Consider the following 24,905-nt stretch of genomic DNA (forward strand, 5'->3'; position numbering starts at 1 on the left):
ACATGAAGAAGACACTGGTTTGTGCGGTGGTAATGAGTGGTCTGCTTACGGCTTGTGGTAATGAAACAGAGTCGAAGCTTGACTTGACAGATAATATTTCAAAAGTGAGTTACGGAATCGGTGTCAATATTGGCGCACGATTTGGCAATGATCTTCCTTTAAATGTTGATGCTTTCAGCGCAGGTATGAGTGATGCTCTTGCTGGTGGTGAATTGCAGATGACAGAAGAAGAGATAATGAGCACGTTACAAGCGTATCAGCAGGAACAATTAGCTGCTCGTCAGGAAGAGGCTCAAGAAGTTGGCGCTAAGAATCAAGAAGAAGCCGATGCATTTTTGGCAAAAAACAGTACCGAAGAGGGTGTGATAACCACAGAAAGTGGCCTTCAGTATCAAATTTTGACTGAGGGTGATGGTGCTAAGCCGAGTGCGAACGACAAAGTAGAGGTTCACTATCACGGTACTTTACTTGATGGTAGCGTGTTTGATAGCTCGTATGAGCGCGGTGAAACGGTGAGCTTTCCTGTGAACGGGGTAATTCCTGGTTGGACAGAAGCGCTGCAGTTAATGTCTGTTGGCTCTAAGTGGAAATTATATATTCCACCCGCTTTAGCCTACGGCCCAGGTGGTGCAGGCGATACGATTGGCCCCAATTCAGCATTAATTTTTGATGTGGAGTTAATTAGTATTGAGGGTGACGACAAATAGTCGTTGCAGCTTAGCTAAAGAAATAAAAAAGGCCCAGATCAGGGCCTTTTTTATTTGTCTGCAATTTAGCGGTGCCGTACATCCTTGTTGCACCGTAGTCATCCTTGACCGTGATTAGTTTAGCTTTTGCGCAGCTAAAGAAAATTGGTTATTGCCGGCCTAATTTGTGGGATATTTCTTATAACCACCTGCGATATATCGATAGGTCTATCGCTTTATGTCTTTATATTGGGCTAAGGTTTCCGTCGTCCAGTGTATAAGTTGTTGTTGAACCGCAGTGCTGGCCTTGGTTTTGGGCAGTATGTCGCAGCGATGTGGGTGTCGGTCAAACCATAGTTGCGGTTCATTGCTGGGCCTTAGTCCCGGTGTGCTAGCGAGCCAAATGATGGTATCTGCCCCCATTCGACTGTCACGCATAAAATTCGCTAATTTCTGATTAAAGCTAGGCAGTGATTTGGCCACCCCTGGCGTTGCTGCCCAGCCGGGATGGGTGGTGAAGTAACTGGTTTGCTCGGTATTGCCTTGGCTCATATAGACTAAGGCGCGTTTAGCGCGAGCGTAAGCTTTACTGCCGTCATATGGCTCATCCTGAAATTGTAAATCATTAATATTCAGAGCTTGTAGGTATAGCCCGCCAGATACGACATTAATGACTCTACTGTTCTGATTGAAATGGTCGGTAAGTAATTGGCTGAGCAAAACAGGTGCTAAGAAATTAACGGCCAAGGACTTTTCAAACCCATCAACCGTTTCTTCTCGCTGAGGAAATAACGCACCGGCGTTATTAATCAGTACATCTATGCGTGGAAGGTTTTGAGCGATATACCGCGCTGCGGTGGCAGTAGCTTTTAGCGAGCTAAGATCGGCTTCTACTATGTGAAGGTTATTTGATTGGCAACCACTAAATTCGCTAATCGTCTTAACAGTCTTTTCAAGTTTTTCGGTGTTTCTTCCAATTAATACTAGGCTTGCGCCAAGTCTGGCTAACTCGCAGGCGGTATCTAAACCGATGCCTGCGGTGGGGCCCGTTATTGCGATGGTTTTGCCATCCATTCTGTTGGTATGTGATTTTCGGGCTTGTGAAAGATAGCCGCGCCGACCAAATGAGAGTGCGGCAGGTAAGATCAGTCGGTCGTAAATATCATCCTTTACTCTCTTTTTTAAAGGAACTGCGGGGTTGGTAAGCGCCAACTTTAATCCGTCTGCAGCCTTTTTTCCGAGGCGATTTAAAAAGGGTTTACTGAGCCAGGACAGGCTAGCCAGTAACCATTGCAATTCGAGCTCAGCTCGGTAGCTTATTTCAGTGTGAGTATCATCGATTGCGGAGAATGAAAGCGTATCAAGGGCGTGGAAGTTGCCGCCATTACCACTCAGAATAAGTTTATTGGGCTCGTCGATAGCGAGTTGCGTGTAAAGCATTGGGGCCTGCTTATTACCGGGTAATTTTAGTATTACCTCATATTCTGTGCCTACTGTGGGCGCTCCCGCAGACAATTTTCTTGATCGGTAAACGCCAGGGTCCCATTGTTCTATTGTTGAGAAGTCCCTTAAATACGCAAAGCACTCGCCAAGAGGGCGGTTGATCACAATTTTCTCTTGCAGGGTATGCTTCATCACAGTCGCCTTGATAATTGGGTGACACGGGATCGGTCAGCACCTCATTCGCTTTTGCTACGAGTTATTGCAGGCTACGGATCAGATGAAAGCGTGTGACGGTAGTAATAAATATGAAGTGAGCGGCGCAAACAGTGTTGATTACGCCGCCATTTTCGCCGAATTAGCTGATATTGGGAATGAACAGTGCCAGTATAAACATGGCGCCAACTAAGATGGCCATGTGGGCATTTAGGGTGCTTTTAAGGTTAGCGTCTTCCTTGCTAATTGACATAATGATCTCTCCTGTTAATCGTCTAAGCTATTATCCAAAACTTGTTGGGCTTCTTACTACCGATATACTTGGTATTAGTTTGCGATGTTTTCACTGATTTTGGCTTGATATAGCACAGCTGTATAAGCCAGTTAGCAGAGTTTGTTCTTAAGGAATATTACGTGCTTTATATGTGTGCGGATTTTCTTTGTAGTGGCATTTTGCGAATGTAGATAGGCGATAAAAGTGGGCATAAGCCCAAGAAGTGGGTGCGTATGATCTATGCTATTCAAACGCTAAAATATAATACTGAAGGTTTTTCTACGTATTTTCGTTTCATTTATATCAATTACACTAGCTGTTGGGTCGAGAAACTACCTTAAGCGATTTTTGGGGCCGGTAATAAGTTAGGGCCAAAAGAGTGTGCAGGGAGCTAATAATGAAGACGGAGTTATTTTCGTGGCAAGATGGCTGGGATTCAGAAACAGGGATGGCTGATGCAGAGCTAATAATCTACTTTTCTGCCCCGCAAATCATTAGGGCTCACGATGTTTCGTCCATATTGCGGTCACGTTACCCTAATGCTCGTCAAATCGGCTGCTCCAGCGGCGGTGAGATTTATGGCGCTGAGGTGCTAGATGGCAGTATATCCGGCGTTGCGCTATCTTTTGAGCATGCTGCATTCTCTATTGCCAATGCGCCTTTAGTGGAAACTGAAGAATATAAGATAGGAATAAAACTTGGCTCTGAATTGCGGTGTGATGATTTAAAGTTGGTGTTTATCCTATCTGATGGCTTAAATGTAAACGGTAGTGAATTGGTGCGTGGGCTTAGTCAGGTTTTACCTGAGGGGGTATTGTTAACCGGTGGGCTGGCGGGGGATGGGCCTGACTTTGGCGAGACTTATGTAGGTGTAGACGAACAGCCAAAAGCTCGGCAAGTGTTGGCTTTAGGTGTTTCTGGGAGCAGGTTAAAGTGCCGCAGTGGTAATACGGGTGGATGGCAAGTGTTTGGTCCGCCTCGTCAAATTAGCCGATCAAAGGGCTCAGTGCTTTTTGAGTTAGACGGATCGCCTGCTTTAGATTTATATAAGAAATACTTGGGTAGTGAGGCTGATAATTTTCTAAGTACTGCACTGTTATACCCTATAGCGATTCGCGCTCCGGGTCAGCGTGATCAAGATATTGTCCGTACGGTTATTGATATAGACGAAATAAATAAGAGTTTGATTTTTGCTGGTGATGTTCCTGAGGGCTATAGCGCCCAGCTAATGAGTGCGAGCTTTGGGCAGCTTGCAACAGGTGCAGAAATGTCGGCTGAGCAAGCCATAGTTGGAATGAATAATACGAAACCATTGGCATTGTTAGTGAGTGGTATTGGCCGTAAATTACTGATGAGGCAAATGATTGCGGATGAAGTCGAGGCGGTAAAAGATGTCTTGCCGGTGGGGGCAAATATCGTGGGGCTTTATGCCTATGGTGAAATTGCCCCACATGAATTTACGGGTAACTGCCAGTTACACAATCAAACTATGACTATCACCACCCTTTGGGAAGAATGATTCGTTATGTCTAGACATCGATTATTACAGCGCCAATTACGATCTGCGAGTGCTGACGGGTCAATTGATGTAGAAAAATTATTAGATCTCGTTGCAGCGGCTTATGCCGATTTCGACTCAGTCGTAGAGCGGAGTCAGCGATCATTGGCCATGGTGTCTGCGGAGCTTGGTGCCAGTAATGAAGCGCTAAGAGCCGAAACAATTAGAATTCGAGAATTTTATGAATACGCGGTAGACAGTGCCGACCTTGGGCTTTGGGAGTGGCAGGTTGGTCAGGAGCTTGTGGATTGTAATCCAGGTTTTAAAGCTATTATTGATTATTCTCCGGAAGCCAACATCAGTGTTGCTGAGTTCATGTTAAAAAGCATTTCTGATGAGGAGCTCAAGGCGCTTGGTAAACGAATATTTAGTCATATTCGCACCGAAGACAGCTTGTTTGAGGCTCGAATAAATATGCGTAAACCTAGTGGTTCATCGTACTGGGTGTTAATGCGCGGAAAAGTTATTGAGCGCGACGCGACGGGTGCGCCATTGCGAATGGCTGGTACCTTGGTCGATATAAATGATCAAGTTGAATATGAATCAGCTCTTGCTAAGCTTGGCCGTTTGTCAGCGCAAATTGAGCTGAGCCTTGAGCAAAAGTGTGTTCAATTATTAGCGTTACTTAATAAAATAATTGGGACAAATTTTGGTCGAATAAATGCTTTAAAAGCAGAGACCATTGAGGTGCTATATGCTGTTGGAATCGGTGCACTGGAGGTGGGTGATCAAAATATTTTCCGCGACACGATATGCGCAAGATGTGTTGATTCAGAAAGTCGTGTGAGGATGATTCCCGATCTGCAAAAAACGGATTTAATCGATGGATCCAGTGAGATGTTTGCTGGCATCGGAAGTTATATCGGTGCAGCCGTATTTGTACAGGGCGAGTTATTTGGTACGGTTTGCTTAACCTCGCCAACACCAAGCCGTTTTAGCGATATTCACAAGTACTTAATGCAGCTCGCTGCTCATTGGTTAGGTGGTGAGATTGAACGAGATCAAAATCAAAAGTCACTTAGTGATGCACATGTGGAATCGGTGAGTGCAAATTTAGCTAAGTCTGAGTTTTTAGCTACGATGAGCCATGAAATTCGCACGCCGTTAAATGGCATTATGAGCTTGGTTGAAATACTCCGCGAGTCGCCAGCAGATACATTACAGCGGCAGCGCTTAGATACTTTAAAGCGTTCATCAGAGACATTACTTTCTGTTATTAGTGATATTTTAGATTTCTCAAAAATTGAGGCGGGTAAATTAGAGCTTGAATATAAGGTGTTTGATCTGAATACCTCGATTCGAGACACCGTCGAAACCTTTCAGGCCGTGGCGAGTGATAAAGGTGTTGAGCTGACAGCTTATTGTGACAGCGATGTGCCAATTCATGTTAATGGCGATGAGGCCCGACTGAAGCAAATACTGAATAACTTGCTTAGCAATGCATTGAAATTTACTAAAGTGGGCTATGTCACGTTATCGGTTCACGTAGAGAGTGATAGTGGTGCTATTAACTTTGTAGTGAAAGATTCCGGTGTGGGCATGAGTGCCGAACACATTGCAAAGGTGTTTGAAAAATTTACTCAGGCAGATAGCACCACCACACGCAGATACGGCGGTAGTGGTTTAGGCTTAACCATTAGCCGGCAATTAGCGGAGCTAATGGGAGGAAGTATTCACGTCAGTAGTGTGCTGGGGCAAGGTTCTCAGTTTAGTGCGTGCTTGCCATTAACAAGGGCTGACGCTGGTGAGTATTTGGCGGTTGAGTCTGCGGCTGAAAAGATAGTTTCTTCTGATTTTGATATGAGCATTCTTTTGGTTGAGGACAACCAAGTAAATCAGTATGTCATTAACACGATGCTGCAAGGCTTGGGATGTAAAACAACAATTGCTGAAAATGGTCTCAAAGCTTTAGAGAGTATTAAGGCGCAGCCATTTGACTTGGTTTTTATGGACATGCAAATGCCGGAGATGGATGGCATTGTGGCAACGGAACATATTCGTAAAAATGCTGAGCTAAATGCAATGCCTATTATCGCAATGACAGCAAATGCTTTGGCTAGTGATCGTGATCGCTGTTTGGCCGCGGGTATGAACGATTATTTGCTAAAGCCGTTTAGAAAAGAGCAGTTAGTGGCGATGCTGGGAAAATACCGAGTGTAACCGCCATAATAATGCGATTATTTTTCTCATCGTATGGTTAATTAACTTCACTTTTTTATTTTTATTATTTGATGAAGTTAATTAATTTCAGAAATTATTTAGAAGCCAACTCTAAAATCAAGTTGATACGTTGTTTGGTCGGGGTGTGGCGTTTTTGTGTAGTTGCCAGGGATAAGTGGTTGATCCAAAATTAGCACCGCATCTTGTTCTTGAGTGACATTGCGCGCCTGGAAGTTAACCGACCAGCCGCTTACTTCTGATCGCAAACCAAGGCCTACGTCTGTGCGAGTAACGGCATCTTGTAATGTGTTTGGATCGATGTCTGAATCAAGGTAGCGTTCATCGGTATAAGAAATATTCATCCGAATGCTGCCTAATATATTTGCGCTGCCAAATACTGGGAATTCCCACCGAGGGGATAGTGAGCCTGACCAGCGTGGTGCGTAAGGTAATGGCCTACCACTCAGGTCTTGAGTTTGATTTTGTTCAGAGGTGAACAATGGCGGACCTTCAGTAAAGCTATCGTACTTAGCGTCTAAATAGGCCAAGCTGCCTGCAAGGCTTACCCCGTCAATAGGCGGTAGCCAGAAGAAGTCCATTTCGGCGCCGCGACTTGATGACTCAGGTGCATTAAAGGTGGTGAGGGTAACACCGGAAAATGTGCGTATTTGCAGATTCTTAACTTCACTGTCGAACACCGCCATATTGAGTGTTAACGATCCGCCAAGAAGCCGAGACTTCATACCCGCTTCATAGGTAAGCGTTTCTTCGCCTTTGTAAGTTAGGTTGTCATCATTAAGGGGCGCGGGGTCAAACCCGCCAGCTTTAAATCCTTTTGCTGCGTTCACGTAAATATTAATATCGGGCAATACCTCATAATTAAATGCGAGTTTTGGTGAGACATTACTTTCTTTGCTGCTTAAGTTGGGAGCGTCAAAGTCACTTTGATTTAATGAGCCACCTGAGATGCTAAGGCCCTCAGCTACTTGTGAATAAGAAGAACCTTCTGATTCATCTTGGCCATAACGAATACCGGCAGTTGCGGTTAGGCGGTCAGTTAAAATCCAATTAAATTGCGAAAAAATGGCAAAGGATTGGGTTTCTGATTGGGTTGCAGAAATATATCTTTCCCGCTCAATAAAGCCAGGGATTAAATCGGGTAATGAAATGGGCAGGTCAATGAGCAAGGGGTCAAAGGGCAGTTGAATGTTCTGTACTATGGCCCCTGCGCGTGCAAAGGCTACTAGCCCATTTAAGCTAACATCAATGTCTTGAAATACGTCGTTGGTAGATTCTTGGGCAAAAACCCCTACAACAAAATCCATACCCTCGCCCCAATCAAAGGGGGCGTTTAAGCCGCCGGCTAGTCGCATTTCAATCGCTTTTGCCGAATAGGGATTGCCTTTTGGCGGCTCGTTAAAAGCAACCAAAGGTACTGGTGAATAGTCTACATCAAGAGAGTAAGGCGTGATCACCTCGGACCAGGAGGCAATGGTTGTGAGTTCTGGCGCTATAATGCCCATTAGCTCATCAGGCTGCCAAATTAAGCTCAAGGACGCGGCTTTTACTTCGCGGTCTGATCTGGTTGGCGCGTCAGTGGATGTGTTTTGGTCGAAAGCGTCAGACTCTGTGTCGGGGTCGTATTCTTGGAATACTCGCATGCTGCGGTCACTGGCAATAAATAATGATTGCGTATAACCCTTGGTTAGCGACTCGGCATATAAGCCAGTGAACTTGGCGGTTAGCGTATCACTTAAGAACCAGCTTAGTTTTAGACGAACGGCTTTGTCTTCCTGTGTCTGTTGTTCGTCTCGGGTACTATTGTATTCAAGTGTATCGGCGTCATTATAGCGGAATGCCAACCGACCTAAAAATTTCTCGCTAAAGATGGGGCCAGATATCGCGCCTTCAATACTATTACTTTCAATATCTTCGCCGTGGCCAAACTTAATAAAACCCTCTGGCTCTGGCGTTGGCTCCATGGTGTGAAAATTAAGTACTCCGCCTAGTGTATTTTTACCGAAAAGGGTGCCCTGTGGGCCGCGTAACACTTCTAATCGATCAATATCAAATACCGCATCTTGGGCAAAAGTAGAGCGCCCATAGGGAACGTCATCAATAACAAGTCCAATCGAAGGTTCAAAGCCAACGCCAAGTGGCGGTGTGCCGAAGCCACGGATGGTAATGCTGGTATACAACGCCAAAGATGAATCAAAGCTTACATTGGGAATATAGCGGGTAATCTCCCCCACATCAGACAGACCAGATTCTTGGATGAAATCTGCACCGACGACGGAAATCGAGAGTGGCACATCCTGGGTGCTTTCGGCTTTTTTATTGGCGGTTACAATGACCTCTTCAATAATACGAGGCGCTGCGGTTAAGGGGCTGCTTAACATGCTTGATCCAACGGTAAAAAGCGTGAAAGCGCCGATTTGTCTAGTGTTCTTGCTGAGTATGGTAAGTGCTGGGATATATTTTGAGGGCATTATTGGTTGTCCGTAATTATTATTTGCGCTAATCGACAGCTGTAGTTACAGGGTGTTAGCTTATTAGTAGTATTGAAGGTAGCACTGAAAGCGCGGGTTTGCATGGTCGCTGGTGCGAAATTATGACTTGCGACGACAGCTGCGTGACGTTAAGGGCTGAGCGTAGTCCATAGATACTGAATTCTGATGCTAGGTATCTAGATTTTGCATAATTGGAGATTTCGCCAGTTTTGTAGCCCCATGTTTATTATCAAGCACACGAAGTACGCAGTTTGGCTCGGTTTGTGTAGAAATATGACGTAATATAGTTGTTTCTGGCTCACTAATGCGATTAGTGGCAATAACGAGTATTTAAGGAAAAAAGCACTGCATGGAGCAGGACCACTCTCCCTCGCCGATAGTCATTTTAGAGGCGATCAATCACCGTTATTCTGGGGCCACAGAGGCCGCACTGAAAGATATAAATCTTACGGTTCCTGCGGGTAGTTGTTTTGGTTTACTTGGGCCTAACGGTGCTGGTAAAACTACCTTGATATCCCTGTTAACCGGAATTATTGCCCCTCAAAATAATAAGCAGTCGTTGCAGGGGCGTATTCAAATTTCAGGCTTTGATTATTTAAATGACGCGCAGCGTATCAAGACGATTTCGGGGTTAGTGCCACAGGACTACGCATTTTACCCAGCACTTACGGGGCGGGAAAATCTACAATTTTTTGCAGGGCTATATAACATAGCTGCGAGTCAGCTGCTGGATAGAATAGATTATTGTGTGGCTGTGTGCGGATTAGAAAAAGTGCTGGACCAACGCGCCGAAACATATTCAGGGGGTATTAAGCGCCGTCTAAACATAGCCTTAGGTTTGCTCAATAAGCCAAAAATTCTTTACTTAGATGAACCAACAGTGGGTATTGATGCTCAGTCGCGCTATTTTATTTTACAGGCAATTAGGCAGTTAAAAGCCAGTGGTATGACCATTGTGTACACCTCACATTATATGGAAGAGGTTGAGCAAATATGTGATGAAGTGGCGATCATCGATCATGGCGAAGTATTGTTGCAAGCCTCAATGGCAACTTTGTTGATGAATGAGCGCAAGTTGGTGCTTACCCCTGAGCAACCACTAACGCCGGCGACGCTAGCAATACTTCAAGCCAAAATTGCTGTTGATTGGGATGGAGCACACATGACCGTGGAGCTTGGCCTGAATCAGGTGATATCTGACGTGTTGCTGTTGATTGAGCAGGCGGGAATTGTGATTAATAAAATGCATTTTGGTAGCAGTAGTCTCGAACAAATTTACCTGCAAGCCACCCACCGTAAGTTGAGGCAGTAAACTTGTTGCAGTTATTGGCTATTATCCGCAAGGAACTATTGCTTTTGTGTCGCGACCTTCACGGCTTATTGTTGCTTTTTGTAATGCCGTTAGTGTTCATTTTGATAATGTCGTTGGCTATGAAGGACGATTTTGATCGACGTTCAGGCGTGCAGCTAGATGTATTGGTTTCTGACTTAGAACATTCAGACATCACTCAGAACATGCTAAATAAATTGGCCCAGAATGAGCAGTTCAATTTAATTCGTTTGGCTGAACTTGGCGGAGATATTGACGCTGAGCAGGCGATAAAAAGCGATCATTACAGCTTTCTTGTCACGATACCTGAACGCGCTTTTACTGAACAAGCTGAAGACAGGGTTGTTGCCGATGTATTGGTCGCTCCTGCAACAAGCCCGGTAATAACGCAGTTATTGGTTGCAGCTCTAATCTATGCTGCGGCTGAGCAGAATATGCAATTGTCGTTAAAGGCTTTACAAGAATATTCCCCCGAGCTTGAAGGCTTGAGTTTAGTGCCCGATGAAGAACAGAACGAAGGCTTGGTGTCGACGCGTTATGCTTATAGTGCTAAGAAAACAGCCGAGGCGCCAACATCGGTACAGCAAAATGTTCCTGCGTGGTTAGTGTTTTCGATGTTCTTCGTGGTGATACCGTTAGCGAATACATTAATAAATGAACGCCAGTTAGGTACATTACGTCGGATTCAAACCATTCCAGTTGCCAGTTGGAAGTTGATAGCCGGAAAGATCATCCCATATTTTTTCATCAATCAAATTCAAGTGTTGTTGATGCTGGCGGTAGGGGTGACGATTGTGCCGTTATTAGGTGGTGATCGTTTAACGCTGGGAAGCTCAATTGCCGGTTTGATGTTAATTTCTGCGGCATTAAGTGTCGCCGCCTTGGGTTATGCCATGTTGATTGCGGTGTTAAGCCGTACTACAGAACAGGCTACAACAATGGGGGGCGCGGGAAATATTATTTTGGCGGCAATCGGCGGCATTATGGTGCCTGCTTTTGTTATGCCAGAGTTTATGCAGGCGTTTACGGTTGTGTCACCTATGTCTTGGGGGTTGCAGGGACTTTTAGATATATTCTTGCGCGGTGGCGGCATTGCTGAGGTGTACCCAGAGGCTGGAGCACTGTTTTTACTGGGCATGATTTTACTGGGTTTTGCCCTGTTATTACTGAGCCGGCATCGTAAATATTAAGGATTAAATACCATGGAAAACATCTTGCCTCTGGCGCAATTAAAACACGCACTGAAGTTATTAATTATTGAAGAGTGCGATAAAGATGTCGAAGCCGAAGACATTGCTGACGATGAAATATTATTTGATTGTGACTTGGACTTAGACTCTCTTGATGCCTTGCAAATTTGTATGGCCGTTAAATCTAAATACGGCGTACGTATTGAGGGTGGCCCAGATGCGAGAAAGGCTTTACAGTCAATTACGACTTTAGCGCAAACTATTGTTGAGCATCAGGTTTGATTAGGAAGCAGAGACGTGGCCCTGCGGTATTTTTGGGAGCGGGGATTCACAGTAGCCTCGGAAATGGTATTGACGCTAATCTTGCGGCCCTCAAAACATCACCGCAAGTTCCTCGCCTACTTAAAAATACGCTAACAGATGACACACTAGAAATCCCCTATAAAATTCTGTCCGACTCCCCGTTAATAGACTCACAAGAAAGGTTGTTCCGAGTCGTTGATGATGTGGTGGAGCAGGCTTTGACCGAGGCTGGATTAAGCGAGTCACAACGTCATAGCATGAATGTGTACTTGGGTTCTTCATCTTTTGATATTGGCGTAAGTGAAGCACATTTTCAGCAACAGTTGGCCGTTGAAAATGACGCTTGTAAGGCATTGGCATTGCCAGATCCAAGTATGGCTAACTTGGCTGATTACGTGCTTCAGTCGCTGGGTATTCGCGGTGAGGATATGAGTTTTAACACCGCTTGTACGGCTAGCGCCAACGCCTTAATGACGGCAGTTGCGCATGTAGAAGCTGGCATCGTAGAGCATGCCTTGGTGTTGGGTGTTGAGCTTTACAACAATGTGACGGCATTAGGATTTTACAGTTTAGATCTGCTTACCCAATCAGTGATGCGCCCCTTTGATAGCGAGCGGGACGGATTGGTGCTAGGAGAAGGCGTGTCCGCTTTGGTGATAGGCCGAGATCCAGAGGACGGAGGGACGCGATTTTATCTGCGTGGTGGCGCCAATCTTTGTGATACATACAGCATTACCATGTCTAATGTTGACGGTTCAGCTATTGCGGAGGTAATGACACAGGCGCTGGACAAGGCCGGTGTGAGCCCTGCAGAGATAGACCTAATAAAAGTGCATGGTACGGCGAGCCTAGCAAACGATGAAGCGGAGTCGGCGGGAATGCATGCAGTGTTTTCTACTTTACCTAATGTGTGCGCTTTAAAACCATTTATTGGTCACACCTTGGGGGCTTGTGGATTGAATGAGTTGATTTTATTTTATCGCGCTATCGAAGCTGGGTTTTTAATTGCAACGCCGGGTATTAGCGCTGATGCCGGTGACCTGAATGTAGTGTTGAACCAGGAGCTTCGCACTGTTGCGCCAGGTTGTTTTATGCTCAATTATTTTGGCTTTGGTGGTAATAATACATCGCTCATTATTAGTAATAAGCATGATTGCCAAGGAGCGATAGCGTAATGACAACCTATATTGTTGCCGTTGGCAGTTATTGCGAACAGGTTGATTGTGAGCTTCCACCTTTGAAAAAAGTGGTTCAAGAAACTGTGGGTGGGAATATACGAAGAGTCGGGCGTTTTATTCAGTTAGCCCTTATTGGTGCTGGCCGAACATCATCAAAAATATCAACTGAGACGGCGGTATATCTTACCTCCGGTAGCGGTGATGTTGAAATGACGGTTAATGTACTCAATACCATTTACCGGCAGGCGGAGCCACCACGCCCACTGAGTTTTATTAATACTGTTAGTAATGCCGCTTGTTTTTATATTGCTCAAACACTGCAATTAAATGGCGCTAGTAGCTTTGTCAGTAGCCGTTACTTTGCTGTGGAAACAAGCTTGAGAGTGGCGCTCTTGGCACTGGAACAAGGCCAGCAAAAAGCGGCACTAGTCGGTGCTGTTGACTCGGTGGTGCTACCACTTGATGAGCACCGGCGACGACTTGGGCTTGATGAAAAAACCAGCGTCGCAGAGGGAAGCCACTGGCTTCAATTGGTAAGTGATCCGTCTGATAGAGATGTGTTGGCTACCTTAGATGAAGTGCGCCCTTTCTCAACTAGTGAGGCATTGTCGGAATATTTGGCCACATTAACTTTAAGTCCTACTGATTATTTGGCCCTAGGCCAGTCGATGGCAATGGATGAGGCCTATTATTGGCAGGAGCTTTTAGGCTTGCCGGTGTTTAAACTTGGTGGCGAGCTTGGGTATTTTAAAAGCCAGGCTGGTGCAGTGTTTTGTGAGTTTATACGCCGTGGACCGGGCCGGCTTATTTATGTGAATCGTGATCCGCTGGGGCGATATATACTGGTAGTGATTAATAACTGCTGAGGCTATGTTGTGTCAGCGTTGTTTCGCGCTATTGGGCTTCCATGGGGTCAACGAACTTCTGTCGACCTGATAAGGACTCGATCAGCGATACTGTTTTAATAGCTGCCAAGCTTTAGCTTCTTGGTCTGCACAGACATTAAGCAGTGCAGCGAGCTCTTCACCGTTCATCTCCTTACGACCCTTGCACATTTTGCTGCTGACCAGTGCAAACTGACGCCACTCGTCACCAGCTTCGGCCATCATTTCGCCGGCTTCAGCCAGTAGTTCATTGTTAAGTGCTTTGGCGGTTTCTTTCAGAAATGAGGCGTAGATAAAGCGAAAGCCTGCGCCACCAGTGCCAATTTCTTCTTGCATACGCACGACGTGACTCAGATAGTGTGGCAAATATTTTTCGCGCTTACTGGCATTTTTCTCGAGTTTGATAATGCATTTTCCCATGTGTCTTATGCCCCGAAGACCGATGACTGGTAAGGGCGCGCCGGTCATTGTGCGGTGGTTTTTTTTGATTGCACTGATTGATGCTTTAGCTAAATCAAAACTTTGGGGTACTTGGGTGGGGTAATACATCATGCCTTTGGCGGCAAGTGCGCCTTTGGCAAACCGCGCTTTTTTAAGCGACGTCACATCACAGCGTACAACATCTTCAAACACGGGATCGCTAATTAGGTAGTCATTACCGTCGCGGCCATAGACCATTAAATTGTGTGCATTAAAGTGAAAGCGCATGGTTTCAGGAAAATATGGCAACCAGAAAACTGAGGTTTGCAGGCCGACAATTCGGCCTTGATCGAGTTGAAGATCAAGCTCATCCATTCCTTGTTGCGGGTTGTTGAATGTTTGATAGTGCATCTGCAGGCCAAGCTGTTTTTGAACGCCCTTTATAATACTGCGTGGGGGCATACGGTAAGCAATTAATGGCATTCCAGATAATTTAATGAACGGTATATAGGCAAAGGCTAGGGCGCTTGCTAAGCCAAAAGCCATTGGTTCTGACAAGCTAAGGCCGTTGTGACTAAGTAAGCTGGAGGCAACGCCACTTTCGCAATGTGCTGATTGTTGGTGTTTAAACATGTACTTGGCTGCCATGAAGTGGGTGGGCGGGCAATTGCTTTAGAAAATCAATCTCTAAGCCGAGTGCCTCGCTGTAGCGATGAAGAAGCTTTGGTGAAAGTTTTTTAAATATTTCGGGTTTGAAATGACGGCGAATCCGCCATTGATACAAGCCACTTACTTGAGCTAGTAGCGCTAAATCCATACGTCGAAAATACATAAAATATTCTAGGGCAGCTGTTTCGCCGTTGTATGCTCTGCGCCATGCTTCATCGCATTGCTGCTCTATCAGTTTGAGAGCAGATTGCGTTGCTTCGGCTTCAACTATCCAGCCGCTAGATTTTACCCCAATAAAATCACCGTGTTCGTCCGCGGCATAGATCAACTTATGGGCATTGCCATAGGTGCTGTTTTCGCTGTCTTGGGGAACTTCATCGATTTTCATTACAGAGATTAAACCACGGTTAAATGTAAAAAGGATGTTGAAAAGCGGCCACTTTCGGGGATGTAACACAAGATGTTTTGGCCCGCTTTTAGCTTGCCAGAACGAAATAACTCTTCAAGCATAATGTATATCGAGGCGGCGCCGGTATTGCCTTTTGTTGCTAGATTGGTAAACCAGCGCGACATAGGTATGTCAAAGTCTACCGATTTTAAGCCGGCAAGGAGTTTTTTGCGGAAAAAAGCTGATGAATAGTGAGGGACAAACCAATCAATGCTATCTGGCTTTAATGAGTATTTGTCTTGTAGCTCTAAAAGTGGCTTTTTGACGGTGTATTCAATGATATTGTCGTTTAGTAATTTAACGTCTTGCTTCACCGCCATTATGGAATTTTCGGCGCATTGTTGCGGGCTAAAACTTTGCCAGCCTGTTAGTGTGCCATCTTCATTTTTAACCGCGCCAGCGTACATGCAAGACTCAACTTCTCCTGCATAAGAAATAATATCCAGCCAATTTATGCGTAGCGATAGGCCTTGGCTTGCAGGTTGGTTGCGAAGCAGCATTGCCCCGGCGCCATCAGATAGCATCCAGCGAAGAAAGTCTTTTTCAAACGCTAGCTCGGGCTGCTTTTCTAGATTATCGACATTGGCCTCTATTTCATGGCTAAAATTATCCGCTTTCATACTGGCTGAGGATAAGTCTGAGCCTGTGGCGATAGCGTTTTGGTGTACGCCTGAGAGTACACCCATATAGGCATACTTCAGCGCGGTGATGCCGCTAAGACAAACCCCTGATGTAGCGATGACCTCGCAGCGGCGGAGTTTTAGTTGGCCCTGAACCATCACCGCGTGATTGGGCATTAATTGGTCCGGTATTGATGTTCCGCAGCTCAGGCAATTGAGCTCATCTAAGGTCCATTGCGGGTTAGTAATCGCGTCAATAGCTTTGGCCGTCATGTCAGCGTTGCTGTAATTATGGGCTAATGTTTCTGGGTCTATGGCATAGTGACGACTACGAATACCATTGGCGCGTAATACTAAACGACGTGCACGAGAGGTTCGATTTCCGACCTGTCCTAGAATACGTTCCATTTGATCATTTGTGACAGGAGGGTTGGGAAGAAAAGCGGAAATATCGGTGATATAAACAGCATTATCACTCATAACTTAGGGGTCCATTTAATAAATTATTCGCCTGATGGGGCCGCAAAATACTGGCGCTGGGCAGCGATGCGTTTTTTCATCAAAGGCGCTAACAGTGTCTTGAAAATAGCGGTTACAGGCACGACGGTTAGGATTAAAGTAATTAAAAATAAAATATAAAGGACGAGCACAGCACGGCGAAGTAGTGTGCCGGGTTTACCTAGTGAACGTAGCAATGCACCCCATAAACGAAAGCTGCGAATGGCGATTCGCTCAGAGGCTATCAGTCGTTCGTTAATAGTAACCGCGCCTAAGTTTTGCAATAAAGGGGCGTTGTCATTACTTGCTCTAACGGGGAGTTGTTGAGCGATGGCTTCGCCAAAGCGTGATGCTGCCTTTATGGCTTTGGCATCGACGCCTGCTGCGGGAATAAGTCCGTTTAAAAAAGGGCCTTTTTTGCCGGTTAATACCCATAGTGGTGTAGAGATGAATGTGGCGGCACTGTGGGATGGGTCGGTGAGTACAATATTGTCAATCAAACGAGCACTGAGAAGTGTTAGGTGCCGCTTTACTTTTTCCTGCGCCATTAACCACATATTACGACAAGCGATGACAGTGATAACAGGGGTGTTGTGCAGTAATTGTTTGGCCGCAGTCGATTGCAGGAAAGCTGTAATCGGTTGTGCTGGTGATAAAAACCATACTGTATAGGCTAGAATAACTAGGTCAAAGGGTTTCTCTGTCGCAGTGGATAGTGGTGCAATAGGTTGAGGCTTATCGTGGACAGTTTCTGGAAAATGGTCAAAAAAAGATAAAAAAGGCCAGGGGAAAGGGTAGGGTTTAATCGGCTGCAAGCACTCAAATACTACTTCAATATCAGCAGCTTTTTGTAAGGGCTCGGTGATTGAGTTAATCACATTGGTGAGCTGGCCCGATTGGGAGTAATAAATTACAAGTATCCGTTTGTTCACAGTCAGTGCGACCCTTCCTGATCTTCAATCATCGATCGGCATTATTGCACAAGGGTCACGTTAAACTCTAGCGGGTTTGAGTTTTAGGTGGCCTTCAGCCATCAAGGTTGAGGGCGTGGCGGCCTCAATTGGCATAGGGGTGGGATCCTCTATCCAGCACTTAAAGCGTAAACCGTTGTTTTTAATGTCGTCAAAGCTCACGGTAAATGCTTGGTTTGCTTGCAGTGGGAGTAGAAGTTTTAGCTTTTTTATACCGCAGAGCTGCCAGTTGGGATACTTGTCGGCCAATTCATTGAAGAGAGTACTGAGAATAACAACAGCTGGGACAATGGGTCTATTAGGGAAGTGTCCTGGTAGCGCGGGGTGTTGGTCACTAATTCGGTGACTAGCAGCATTGTTGGTGACAGTCATAGGCGATATCCATTTAGCAGTGCTTGGTATTATAGATCGCTGTAACTCAGTGTTTCCATTACAATTCTGCATATTATCTCAAGGGGCGAATAGGGTTGTGGCCGAACAAGAAGTGATTGATGGTGAGCGGCTTGCAAGTTTATTGCCTCACAGTGGTGCCATGTGTTTATTAGACAAGGTGCTTTCATGGGATGAGCGCATTATTCATTGCCGAGCTGAATCTCATCGCAACGCTAATAACCCATTGAGGGATCGAGGCATTTTACCAATACATGCCGGTATTGAGTACGCAGCGCAAGCGATGGCGATACATGGTCGCTTATGCCAAGGTCAGGAGGGTGGGCTAAAGATAGGCTACCTAGTGGTGCTAACCGGTGTTGATTGGTATTGTCCCAGGTTGGATGATTTACCAGAAGCATTAATGATCGCGGCCGAACGAGTAGTGGCGGCCAATAATGGGTTTAATTATCGCTTTAGTCTTACCCATCAGAGCAAGGTGTTATTGGAGGGACAGGCTGTGGTAGCTCTAGAGGAAAACTAAGTTCTCGATTTGGTGACCCTAAATTGTAGTATTTTGGGTCAGCGGTTTAGCTGATATACGCTGAAAGTGACTTGTAAAGTAAGTGATGTGACATCTACAGATTTTCATCAGCAGGAAACCTGTGATGAAAATCGATGTGTTACTGAATTGTGCAGATTGAGGAGCGAGACCCTCTCTGTTATAGTGTCGCGCTGCGCGAAGTACCCCCTTCCGCGCCCGTAGCTCAGCTGGATAGAGCGCCGCCCTCCGGAGGCAACTCCTGCATTGAATACCCCGTCATCTTAATCGTATATTAGTAGTAACTAATTGTATTTTATAGCAATTAAATTATATCTAAGCGATGGCCATTAAGGCCTTTTAAAGTATATTTTCTAAAATCTATTTATTATGGCGCAAAAGCTAAAGTTATTTTGTGTCATATATAACACGATTTGACACCTGCATTAAAATTCATCAATCTATGTTGCATGTAAATCGGCCTGAATGGATTGCCTGTGTTGGATAATTCTGTGGAGGCGTACGGAGCCACTTTAGAGTTGCACGTATCTAAGGATACGCATCTAAAATGTCACGCTAAGGCAAGAAAGGCTTGGCGAAGTTGGCGTGACTTAGAGCGGCAATTTGCGCCCTTTGGCGACATGCCCTTGACGTTGATTGAGCAGCTGCAGTTGGTGAACCCTATTCATGTCAGACGAAGTACCGATAAAAACAATCCAGAGGTCTTCGAGTTTTTTGGCGGATTTGCTTCAGTTGCGTTTGTCATGGATGGGCGTCTAGATAGGGCGCTGTTTTGTGTGCATAACAAGCCAACGACGAAAGTCGTTCAGGATACGGCTACGTCGTCGTTGTTGACCCCTTTGCTGTATAGCTTGCATCGAAAAGATGGGTTATCGAGTCTATATAAGTCAGTAAATACTTACTTCTCTAAGTCTGAGTTGAAGAGCCTATTTCCCGGGGGTGGGTTATCGCTATCCCGCATGGCAAAGCTTGCGGGAGTGGGTATTTCTCAGTGTCGCGCTAAGCCTGCTAGTAAGGACAAAATTGAAGCGCAAGGCACAATATTACAGGCCATCTTTGATGAAAATGATCTCGATTATTGAAGCGGAGTTGGCAGTGCTAAAAAATGCCGACGGGATAAAAGCGAGCGCTCAGAAAGACATCCTGGCATATGGCGCAAGTTTGCTAGCTAGATTGGCTGGTGGGGAGTTTGGGCCGCCGCCGGAGGATGAGATTGTCAACGTACTTTCCGAGTATGAAGCTGATTCAGTTCCGTGTGCTGAAGTTCTTGTTGCTCACTACGAGAGTATAAGGCGCGCTAGAAATGTTGAGGCGTGTATCGTGTCTTGCATGCTCTGTGCACAGCCTTCGCATAATTCCATTTATTTAGAAAAGCATGAGCGGATTACGGCGTGGGCGTTCCTAGCATGTCTTGCTCTTGATAAGGCCGATAAGGAGGCGAACCAAGGTGTAATTGAAGAAGGCGCACGTCGAATCCGGCTGATGACGACGCAGAAATATCAGTGGATGTACCAGGAACTGCCAGATTTCGATAAGTCAATTGAGGATACTCATAAAGCACTTACTGAGCTGATGGCGGGTCTGAGCGATGAGCTCAAAAAGGTCGAGGCTAACTCGGTTGGGTGTGAGTCCGTGAGTGGCAATGTATTTACTGCAGTTGAGGGCGCTAACCAGCTCCCGGCAATACCAAGATCTAGAAAGCAGTCCATTGGGCATGTCTGCTCTCTAGTGAAGCATTACTATAAGACGTTATGGCTTGAAGAGGAGGGGAGCGAGCCGGGAGAGTCGATAGATGACCGTAGCACAGTTGTTTCAGTTTCGTCGGCTGCTGGGCTCGACGATGGCGGTGTCAAGTTTCGCGAATGGCTCGAAAAAGGAACGCAGGCGCATGGAGCAATAGCTGGAGCGGAATTCGACCGTGACCGGCCCATAGGGGCAAAATATGTCGAACCAAGCTTAAATCATCCCGATAGTATAAATCGGTCGCGGGCTTTAATTCACTATAGAGCTAGTGCGATGGTGAATAGGATTGCGATGAGAAATATGGCTAATCCAAGTGATTGGGGTGTTCTTACGTGGTTCGAGGCCACGATATTTGCGCGCGCCGTCACCAATAAGTTAAATACAAGTAAGTCAGCGGTCCTCGGGTTATTTATGCTTTTGGCAGGGCGGTCAGCCGATAGGGTCAAATTGCTAATTCTGAATACTGGAGCGTCGAGCGCAAAGACGCAAAATGACCAGATTCTTTTTAGTGACGATCGCGTTGCTGTGGCGTTTTCGTTGAACCTGCCCGCTCCTGTCGGTGCAGTTGTAGCGAAGTCGTTATTGATGCAAGTAAAGAATACGCTTTTCCTGCGCCTGCCACACAGCTTACTGGAGCCGCTTCGGGATCTAACAACGATTTTACCTGAAGATTATGGTTCCGTTGAGAAGGACCTTAAGGGGTTAATAAAGGAGCTGAATGATCAATATGATCTACGGCTAACTATTCCCCGTCTGTGTGGCTTTTTGCGTAGCCAAATGAGGCGTCGGCTAGATGATCCGGCCGATGCATCGTTAATCTGCGGAGAAACGCCAGATCAGTGCCCCGCCTTATATTATTATGCTGTCGCGCCAGAGCGTGTTGTTAGTGAATATCGGGTGTGGGCTGATGAACTGATGGGCGCGGCCGGCATCGCCGGGATATATCCTTCTTGTATACCAAGTCAGGATCAATTAATTGGGAGTAATACCCAATTTGATCCAAAATATATTAAGAGTTTGTATAAGCATTTGGCTAGAGCAGTAACCCTCCTCAATAATATCAAAACAAAGGACTATAAGTTATTTCATAATAAATACATGCTATATGTCTATGAAGTTCTTAGCTTGGCGGTCGGGTATCGGGCTGTTGTTAGTCCGCTAGAAAACATAAAGGACTTTGACCTTTTTCGGCGTCTACTTTGGATAAGCGATAAAGAAAGCCACAACGGATTGGCCGCTAGAATAGTGCCCTTACCGGAAACCGCGGTAGAAGTAATAGGAGCTGCTATACGCCACATCGAAAGATTGGCTCAGTATTTAAGGCCCTATGAGCCTGAGATAGCCGCATACTTGTCTTTGTCAGTCTCCGGGGATAACCCATTTTTGTCGATGTTTGATCGTAGAGGGAAATTGGTGCCCCTTCGTCCGTCAATATTGACTAAGGTACTAAAGGACGCGTGGCCGTTCGCATTAAATTGGCAGCGCCATTTCATGCGGACACATCTACGAGACAAAAATGTGCCAGGGGACCTAGTAAATGCTTGGATGGGCCACTCGGAGTTTGGAGAAGAGGCGTTAGGTCCGTGGAGCGGCCTAAGTATCGCTGACTTAAGGCGATTAGAGTTGGTAATTCAAGAAATTCTGTCTGAATTAGATATTGAGGTCATTGAAGGCTGGCAGCGGTACAACTAGTCGTTGATTAATAATCTAGGCGAGGAATTTCAGTGTCTAAGATAAGTGGTCGAGAAATTAGATCCGATAACCGGCAAAAGCGAAAGGCAGGTATCAACCAAAAGGCAGACGAGTTAATTCTATCCACATTAAAGTCTCTGCTCTCATGTCCTGTTAACGAGCTACGCTACAAAGATGAGCTAGGTGAGCTTTTTGTATTAATCGATCAAAAGTTCTCTCTGATGGCCCATCGATCGCAAGCAAGAAATCACGTTATCCGACATGTTGAAGCTGGGAATCGTGATGGTAGGTGGTCTCTCCCTTTACCCAACCCGACTATAAAACTTAGAAGGCATGTACAGTCTAGAACCTTGATACGTCATCGTTATAGTGCTGAGGCCGTAAAAATCTCCAGTGCGCTCTTGTCGGCGGCTCGTAATCCAGTATTGTTCAGTAATCTCAATAGTGAGGAGCGTCTGCACTTAGTGTTACTTTCCGCAATATTTTTTGGTGGTCTAAATAATTCGAACGCGGTTCGGGGGCTCAGTCGCTTTCTGAGAGCCGGCGGTCGATCGGAAAAACTTTTGATTGACGGACAAGTTCAGCATTTCGTTTGTTTTACAATGACGAGTGACAGCATAGCTAACGCCTACGTTGATGGGAAACCTGAGTTGTGGCATCGATGGTATTGCGATCCAGTGAGCATGTGCATGATGTCCGGGTTCGATAAATGTGCGAAAGAACGCCCTGTTGGTCCGGGTGTCGGTAATATCCTACGTAATATCAATAAACTATTAAAGAAATTGGATGTTCCCGCGTGGTCAATAACGTCACTCGACGAGATGGTAATGTCTGGTGCCGCCGTTTCTGAGCAAATAGATAATGTAGATATGAGTGTTGCGCTCGTTGGCGTGGCATGCGGTAAAACGTTGACGACGAGTATACCGCCCGAGGCTTGGCTAGTAGCTATGCAGGCGCAATACTTCGTTAAAGATACCTATAATATTGGCTGTTCAACTCTCAAGATTGGTCGGGAACGAAAGCGCCAGGAATTCATAAGTCGGAAAAACATTTCCAATGAATTATACCTGCTTTCATCTGTTGTAAAGTTAACTGGCAAAAATTTAAAAAAAAGGACTGCGGCGCAAGCATTAAAAGGTCTTATGGCACTTGATGTTAATGAGTGGAGCGTTGCAGGCGAAGCGCTACGTGACTGGTACGTACATCATTTAACAGAAAGGTCGAACAGTCTGTCTACCGTCAGTCGATATCATAGCGAAATAGCAAAATACTGGTTTGATGGCAGCGCTAATAATGATTACTCAGATTTTGACTCTAATGATTGGGAAGATTTCTACGAAAGTATTCTTGAAAATTTTACTAAACCACTTAATCGAAGTTATAGGGCGGGAAGATTGCAAGATCTTCATGATTTTGGTGCGAAGCACTTTGGATTCAGTCCAGCAATAGTTGATGCTGCTGGGAGTGGCAATAAGCCAGCAAAATATGTGCATGCATCGTATATAAGCCATGAGTTGTATTTGTCTGTAAGGAAAGCACTTCAACGCACTGTTAATTTAAATCGGGATGAAAAGTTAAACATTGAGCTAATGGTTGTTCTTGCATATCGTCTAGGGCTGCGTATCAGCGAAATTTGTAAGTTACGGCTCTGTGATGTTGATGTCTCAGAGGAATGTTGGATATTTGTGCGAGAAAATATCTATGGCGATAACAAATCAAGTTCGAGCTTACGAAAAATTCCGGCGAGGGTGCTGATGTCGGGTAGTGAATGGAATATGTTCAAGGCTTACTTGGAAAAGCGTCGGTTGTATTCAGAGAGTTCTAAGGAGCTACTTTTTCATCCTGGTTTGGATAAATATAGCCCGTGGGATAAACGATTTGTATCAGACGTTGTTGGTGCCATTCTTAAAGATATTTCTGGACTTTCTGATCTTGTGTTTCACAGCTTTCGTCATACTGCGCTTTCAAATTTACAACTAGTCATCGAACGAGAGTGGGAGGTTGCTGCTGGATTTATGTGTATTCAACCTGATCAACTTAAAGCAATATACGCAGCTATTGTCGGAAGTGATAATGAGAATTTGCGGCGATACTGGGCATTGGCTTGTTTCGCAGGGCATAATTCTCCGTCGATTACCTTTCAATGCTATTTTCATTTTTCTGACTTGTTAATTGGGTTGAAGCTTTCTAAAGCTAATCATAGCCTTACTAAAGATCAACTCGTTTCATTCGCAGGCTTGAGTAGAAATACGATTACAAGGAAGATGAAGAAATTTTCCGAAGATATAAATAAAATATCCTCGGATATAGCTATGCCAGTGAGTAATGTTGGATCTAATCTTGTTAATAATGAAATACAACCTACGCTAAATGAGCGTGCTAAGTATTATAGCCTGTCTACTGCCGCGATTAGCCATGATATGGTCTACAAAATACTTGAAGAGTACCAAAACGGAGTGTCAGAGGCTGTTCTCTCGCACAAATATGGACTGGGCGAAGAACAATTAAGTCGTTGGATTGGTAATGGAAGATTGTTGGCTGATATTAAAACCCGTAAAGGTAAGCCCCGACTTATTTCTAAAGAACGAGCAAGCACACCGAGAAGTAATGCCGCAATACTTCCCTCTCGCCTAACGTCAAAATCTGAAATGGAGGATGCAAAATATGTAATTGAGCTACTACGTAAAGAATTTGTCAGTGATAAGAAAAGCTACTTAGCATTGATTGATTTTTACTTGCGTCATGTGAACACATCAAACTCAGGCATAAACATAACGAAGCCGAGGGCGTTATTGAGATTCGTTAGACGTCTTGATACGGCCAACATAATTCCCTTGAGTCGGTGGGCTGTCACAATAAATTGCCCAGCACTAGCTGAATTGACGGATGGCTGGGATGAAGTCCAAAGATTGCCAGTGAAGTCAATATCCATAAATCCTATTGCGGCTACTCTTACAACTTCGTATCTACGATTAACACATCCTGATGAAGATCAGCTTATTTCTGGTCCTAATAATTTCAGAAAGTTCTCAGCACGGACTTTACGGTATGTATTTCATATGATCGCGATAATGCAGTTTGATGAGTCTTTTTTCTAAATGATCCATGCTAGTGAATGCCATGCTAGGTGCGGCCATTGAGACCGTGGCGGAGGGCACTAAGAAGGGGGCAGTTTTAAGTGAAA

19 protein-coding genes are annotated in these 24,905 nt (G+C 45.2%); 12 read left to right on the forward strand and 7 right to left on the reverse strand.

Annotated elements, in window-relative coordinates:
- Positions 1-2: 2 nt before the first annotated feature.
- Positions 3-707 (forward strand): FKBP-type peptidyl-prolyl cis-trans isomerase, encoded by a 705-nt coding sequence (locus tag AELLOGFF_RS14705; RefSeq protein ID WP_159269662.1) that lies wholly within the window; start codon positions 3-5, stop codon positions 705-707.
- A gap of 207 nt (positions 708-914) precedes the next feature.
- Here the strand turns inward: AELLOGFF_RS14705 and AELLOGFF_RS14710 are convergent, their stop codons facing one another.
- The gene (locus tag AELLOGFF_RS14710) at positions 915-2,321 is read right to left on the reverse strand and encodes an SDR family NAD(P)-dependent oxidoreductase (protein ID WP_159269664.1); all 1,407 of its coding nucleotides are present in this window, start codon (positions 2,319-2,321) and stop codon (positions 915-917) included.
- Positions 2,322-3,013: 692 nt separating this feature from the next.
- On the opposite strand from AELLOGFF_RS14710, the gene AELLOGFF_RS14715 reads away from it, so the two are divergent.
- Together AELLOGFF_RS14715 and AELLOGFF_RS14720 are read left to right on the forward strand one after the other, a co-directional pair.
- Positions 3,014-4,135 (forward strand): FIST signal transduction protein, encoded by a 1,122-nt coding sequence (locus AELLOGFF_RS14715; RefSeq protein WP_159269665.1) that lies wholly within the window; start codon positions 3,014-3,016, stop codon positions 4,133-4,135.
- 6 nt (positions 4,136-4,141) lie between these two features.
- Positions 4,142-6,334: an ATP-binding protein gene (locus AELLOGFF_RS14720; RefSeq protein WP_159269666.1), complete on the forward strand. Its 2,193-nt coding sequence runs from the start codon at positions 4,142-4,144 to the stop codon at positions 6,332-6,334.
- A 98-nt stretch (positions 6,335-6,432) separates the two neighbouring features.
- Here AELLOGFF_RS14720 and AELLOGFF_RS14725 read toward each other — a convergent pair whose 3' ends face one another.
- Positions 6,433-8,733, reverse strand: coding sequence for a TonB-dependent receptor (locus AELLOGFF_RS14725; RefSeq protein WP_159269667.1), 2,301 nt, complete (start codon positions 8,731-8,733; stop codon positions 6,433-6,435).
- Between the two features lie 460 nt (positions 8,734-9,193).
- Here AELLOGFF_RS14725 and AELLOGFF_RS14730 point away from each other — a divergent pair, with 460 nt between their 5' ends.
- Genes AELLOGFF_RS14730 through AELLOGFF_RS14750 form a run of 5 tightly spaced genes read left to right on the forward strand, consistent with a single transcriptional unit; the run spans position 9,194 to position 13,711 of the window.
- Positions 9,194-10,156 carry an ABC transporter ATP-binding protein gene (locus AELLOGFF_RS14730; protein WP_159269668.1) on the forward strand — a complete coding sequence of 321 codons (963 nt, stop codon included), beginning with the start codon at positions 9,194-9,196 and terminating at the stop codon, positions 10,154-10,156.
- A gap of 14 nt (positions 10,157-10,170) precedes the next feature.
- Positions 10,171-11,364, forward strand: a complete 1,194-nt coding sequence (locus AELLOGFF_RS14735) for an ABC transporter permease (RefSeq protein ID WP_268818569.1) — start codon at positions 10,171-10,173, stop codon at positions 11,362-11,364.
- Between the two features lie 12 nt (positions 11,365-11,376).
- A complete protein-coding gene (locus AELLOGFF_RS14740) occupies positions 11,377-11,646 on the forward strand; it encodes a phosphopantetheine-binding protein (RefSeq protein ID WP_159269670.1) in 270 nt (89 codons plus the stop codon).
- A complete protein-coding gene (locus tag AELLOGFF_RS14745; RefSeq protein WP_159269671.1) occupies positions 11,643-12,842 on the forward strand; it encodes a beta-ketoacyl synthase N-terminal-like domain-containing protein in 1,200 nt (399 codons plus the stop codon). Before AELLOGFF_RS14740 ends, AELLOGFF_RS14745 begins: the two co-directional genes overlap by 4 nt.
- Positions 12,842-13,711, forward strand: coding sequence for a beta-ketoacyl synthase N-terminal-like domain-containing protein (locus AELLOGFF_RS14750; RefSeq protein WP_159269672.1), 870 nt, complete (start codon positions 12,842-12,844; stop codon positions 13,709-13,711). Before AELLOGFF_RS14745 ends, AELLOGFF_RS14750 begins: the two co-directional genes overlap by 1 nt.
- Positions 13,712-13,792: 81 nt before the next feature.
- Here AELLOGFF_RS14750 and AELLOGFF_RS14755 read toward each other — a convergent pair whose 3' ends face one another.
- Genes AELLOGFF_RS14755 through AELLOGFF_RS14775 form a run of 5 tightly spaced genes read right to left on the reverse strand, consistent with a single transcriptional unit; the run spans position 13,793 to position 17,727 of the window.
- Positions 13,793-14,782, reverse strand: coding sequence for a BtrH N-terminal domain-containing protein (locus AELLOGFF_RS14755; RefSeq protein WP_200842742.1), 990 nt, complete (start codon positions 14,780-14,782; stop codon positions 13,793-13,795).
- Positions 14,775-15,206: a hypothetical protein gene (locus tag AELLOGFF_RS14760; RefSeq protein WP_159269675.1), complete on the reverse strand. Its 432-nt coding sequence runs from the start codon at positions 15,204-15,206 to the stop codon at positions 14,775-14,777. Before AELLOGFF_RS14760 ends, AELLOGFF_RS14755 begins: the two co-directional genes overlap by 8 nt.
- Before the next feature lie 8 nt (positions 15,207-15,214).
- Positions 15,215-16,366: a beta-ketoacyl-ACP synthase III gene (locus AELLOGFF_RS14765; RefSeq protein ID WP_159269677.1), complete on the reverse strand. Its 1,152-nt coding sequence runs from the start codon at positions 16,364-16,366 to the stop codon at positions 15,215-15,217.
- A gap of 23 nt (positions 16,367-16,389) precedes the next feature.
- Entirely contained in the window at positions 16,390-17,316 is a 927-nt protein-coding gene (locus AELLOGFF_RS14770) for a dialkylrecorsinol condensing enzyme (RefSeq protein WP_235035693.1), read from the reverse strand.
- 60 nt (positions 17,317-17,376) lie between these two features.
- On the reverse strand, positions 17,377-17,727 hold the full coding sequence (locus AELLOGFF_RS14775; protein ID WP_159269678.1) for a hypothetical protein: 351 nt from the start codon (positions 17,725-17,727) through the stop codon (positions 17,377-17,379).
- Positions 17,728-17,824: 97 nt separating this feature from the next.
- Between AELLOGFF_RS14775 and AELLOGFF_RS14780 the strand changes: the two genes are divergently transcribed.
- The 4 genes from AELLOGFF_RS14780 to AELLOGFF_RS14795 all read left to right on the forward strand — a co-directional run bounded on the left by AELLOGFF_RS14780 (position 17,825) and on the right by AELLOGFF_RS14795 (position 24,819).
- On the forward strand, positions 17,825-18,268 hold the full coding sequence (locus AELLOGFF_RS14780) for a hydroxymyristoyl-ACP dehydratase (protein ID WP_159269679.1): 444 nt from the start codon (positions 17,825-17,827) through the stop codon (positions 18,266-18,268).
- Between the two features lie 509 nt (positions 18,269-18,777).
- Positions 18,778-19,368 (forward strand): hypothetical protein, encoded by a 591-nt coding sequence (locus AELLOGFF_RS14785; RefSeq protein ID WP_159269680.1) that lies wholly within the window; start codon positions 18,778-18,780, stop codon positions 19,366-19,368.
- A complete protein-coding gene (locus AELLOGFF_RS14790) occupies positions 19,346-21,721 on the forward strand; it encodes a hypothetical protein (protein ID WP_159269681.1) in 2,376 nt (791 codons plus the stop codon). Before AELLOGFF_RS14785 ends, AELLOGFF_RS14790 begins: the two co-directional genes overlap by 23 nt.
- A gap of 32 nt (positions 21,722-21,753) precedes the next feature.
- Complete coding sequence (locus AELLOGFF_RS14795) at positions 21,754-24,819, forward strand: tyrosine-type recombinase/integrase (protein ID WP_159269683.1); 3,066 nt, start codon at positions 21,754-21,756, stop codon at positions 24,817-24,819.
- Positions 24,820-24,905 lie beyond the last annotated feature (86 nt).

Origin of the sequence: Zhongshania aliphaticivorans (assembly GCF_902705875.1) — a bacterium.
Classification (GTDB): Bacteria; Pseudomonadota; Gammaproteobacteria; order Pseudomonadales; family Spongiibacteraceae; genus Spongiibacter; species Spongiibacter aliphaticivorans_A.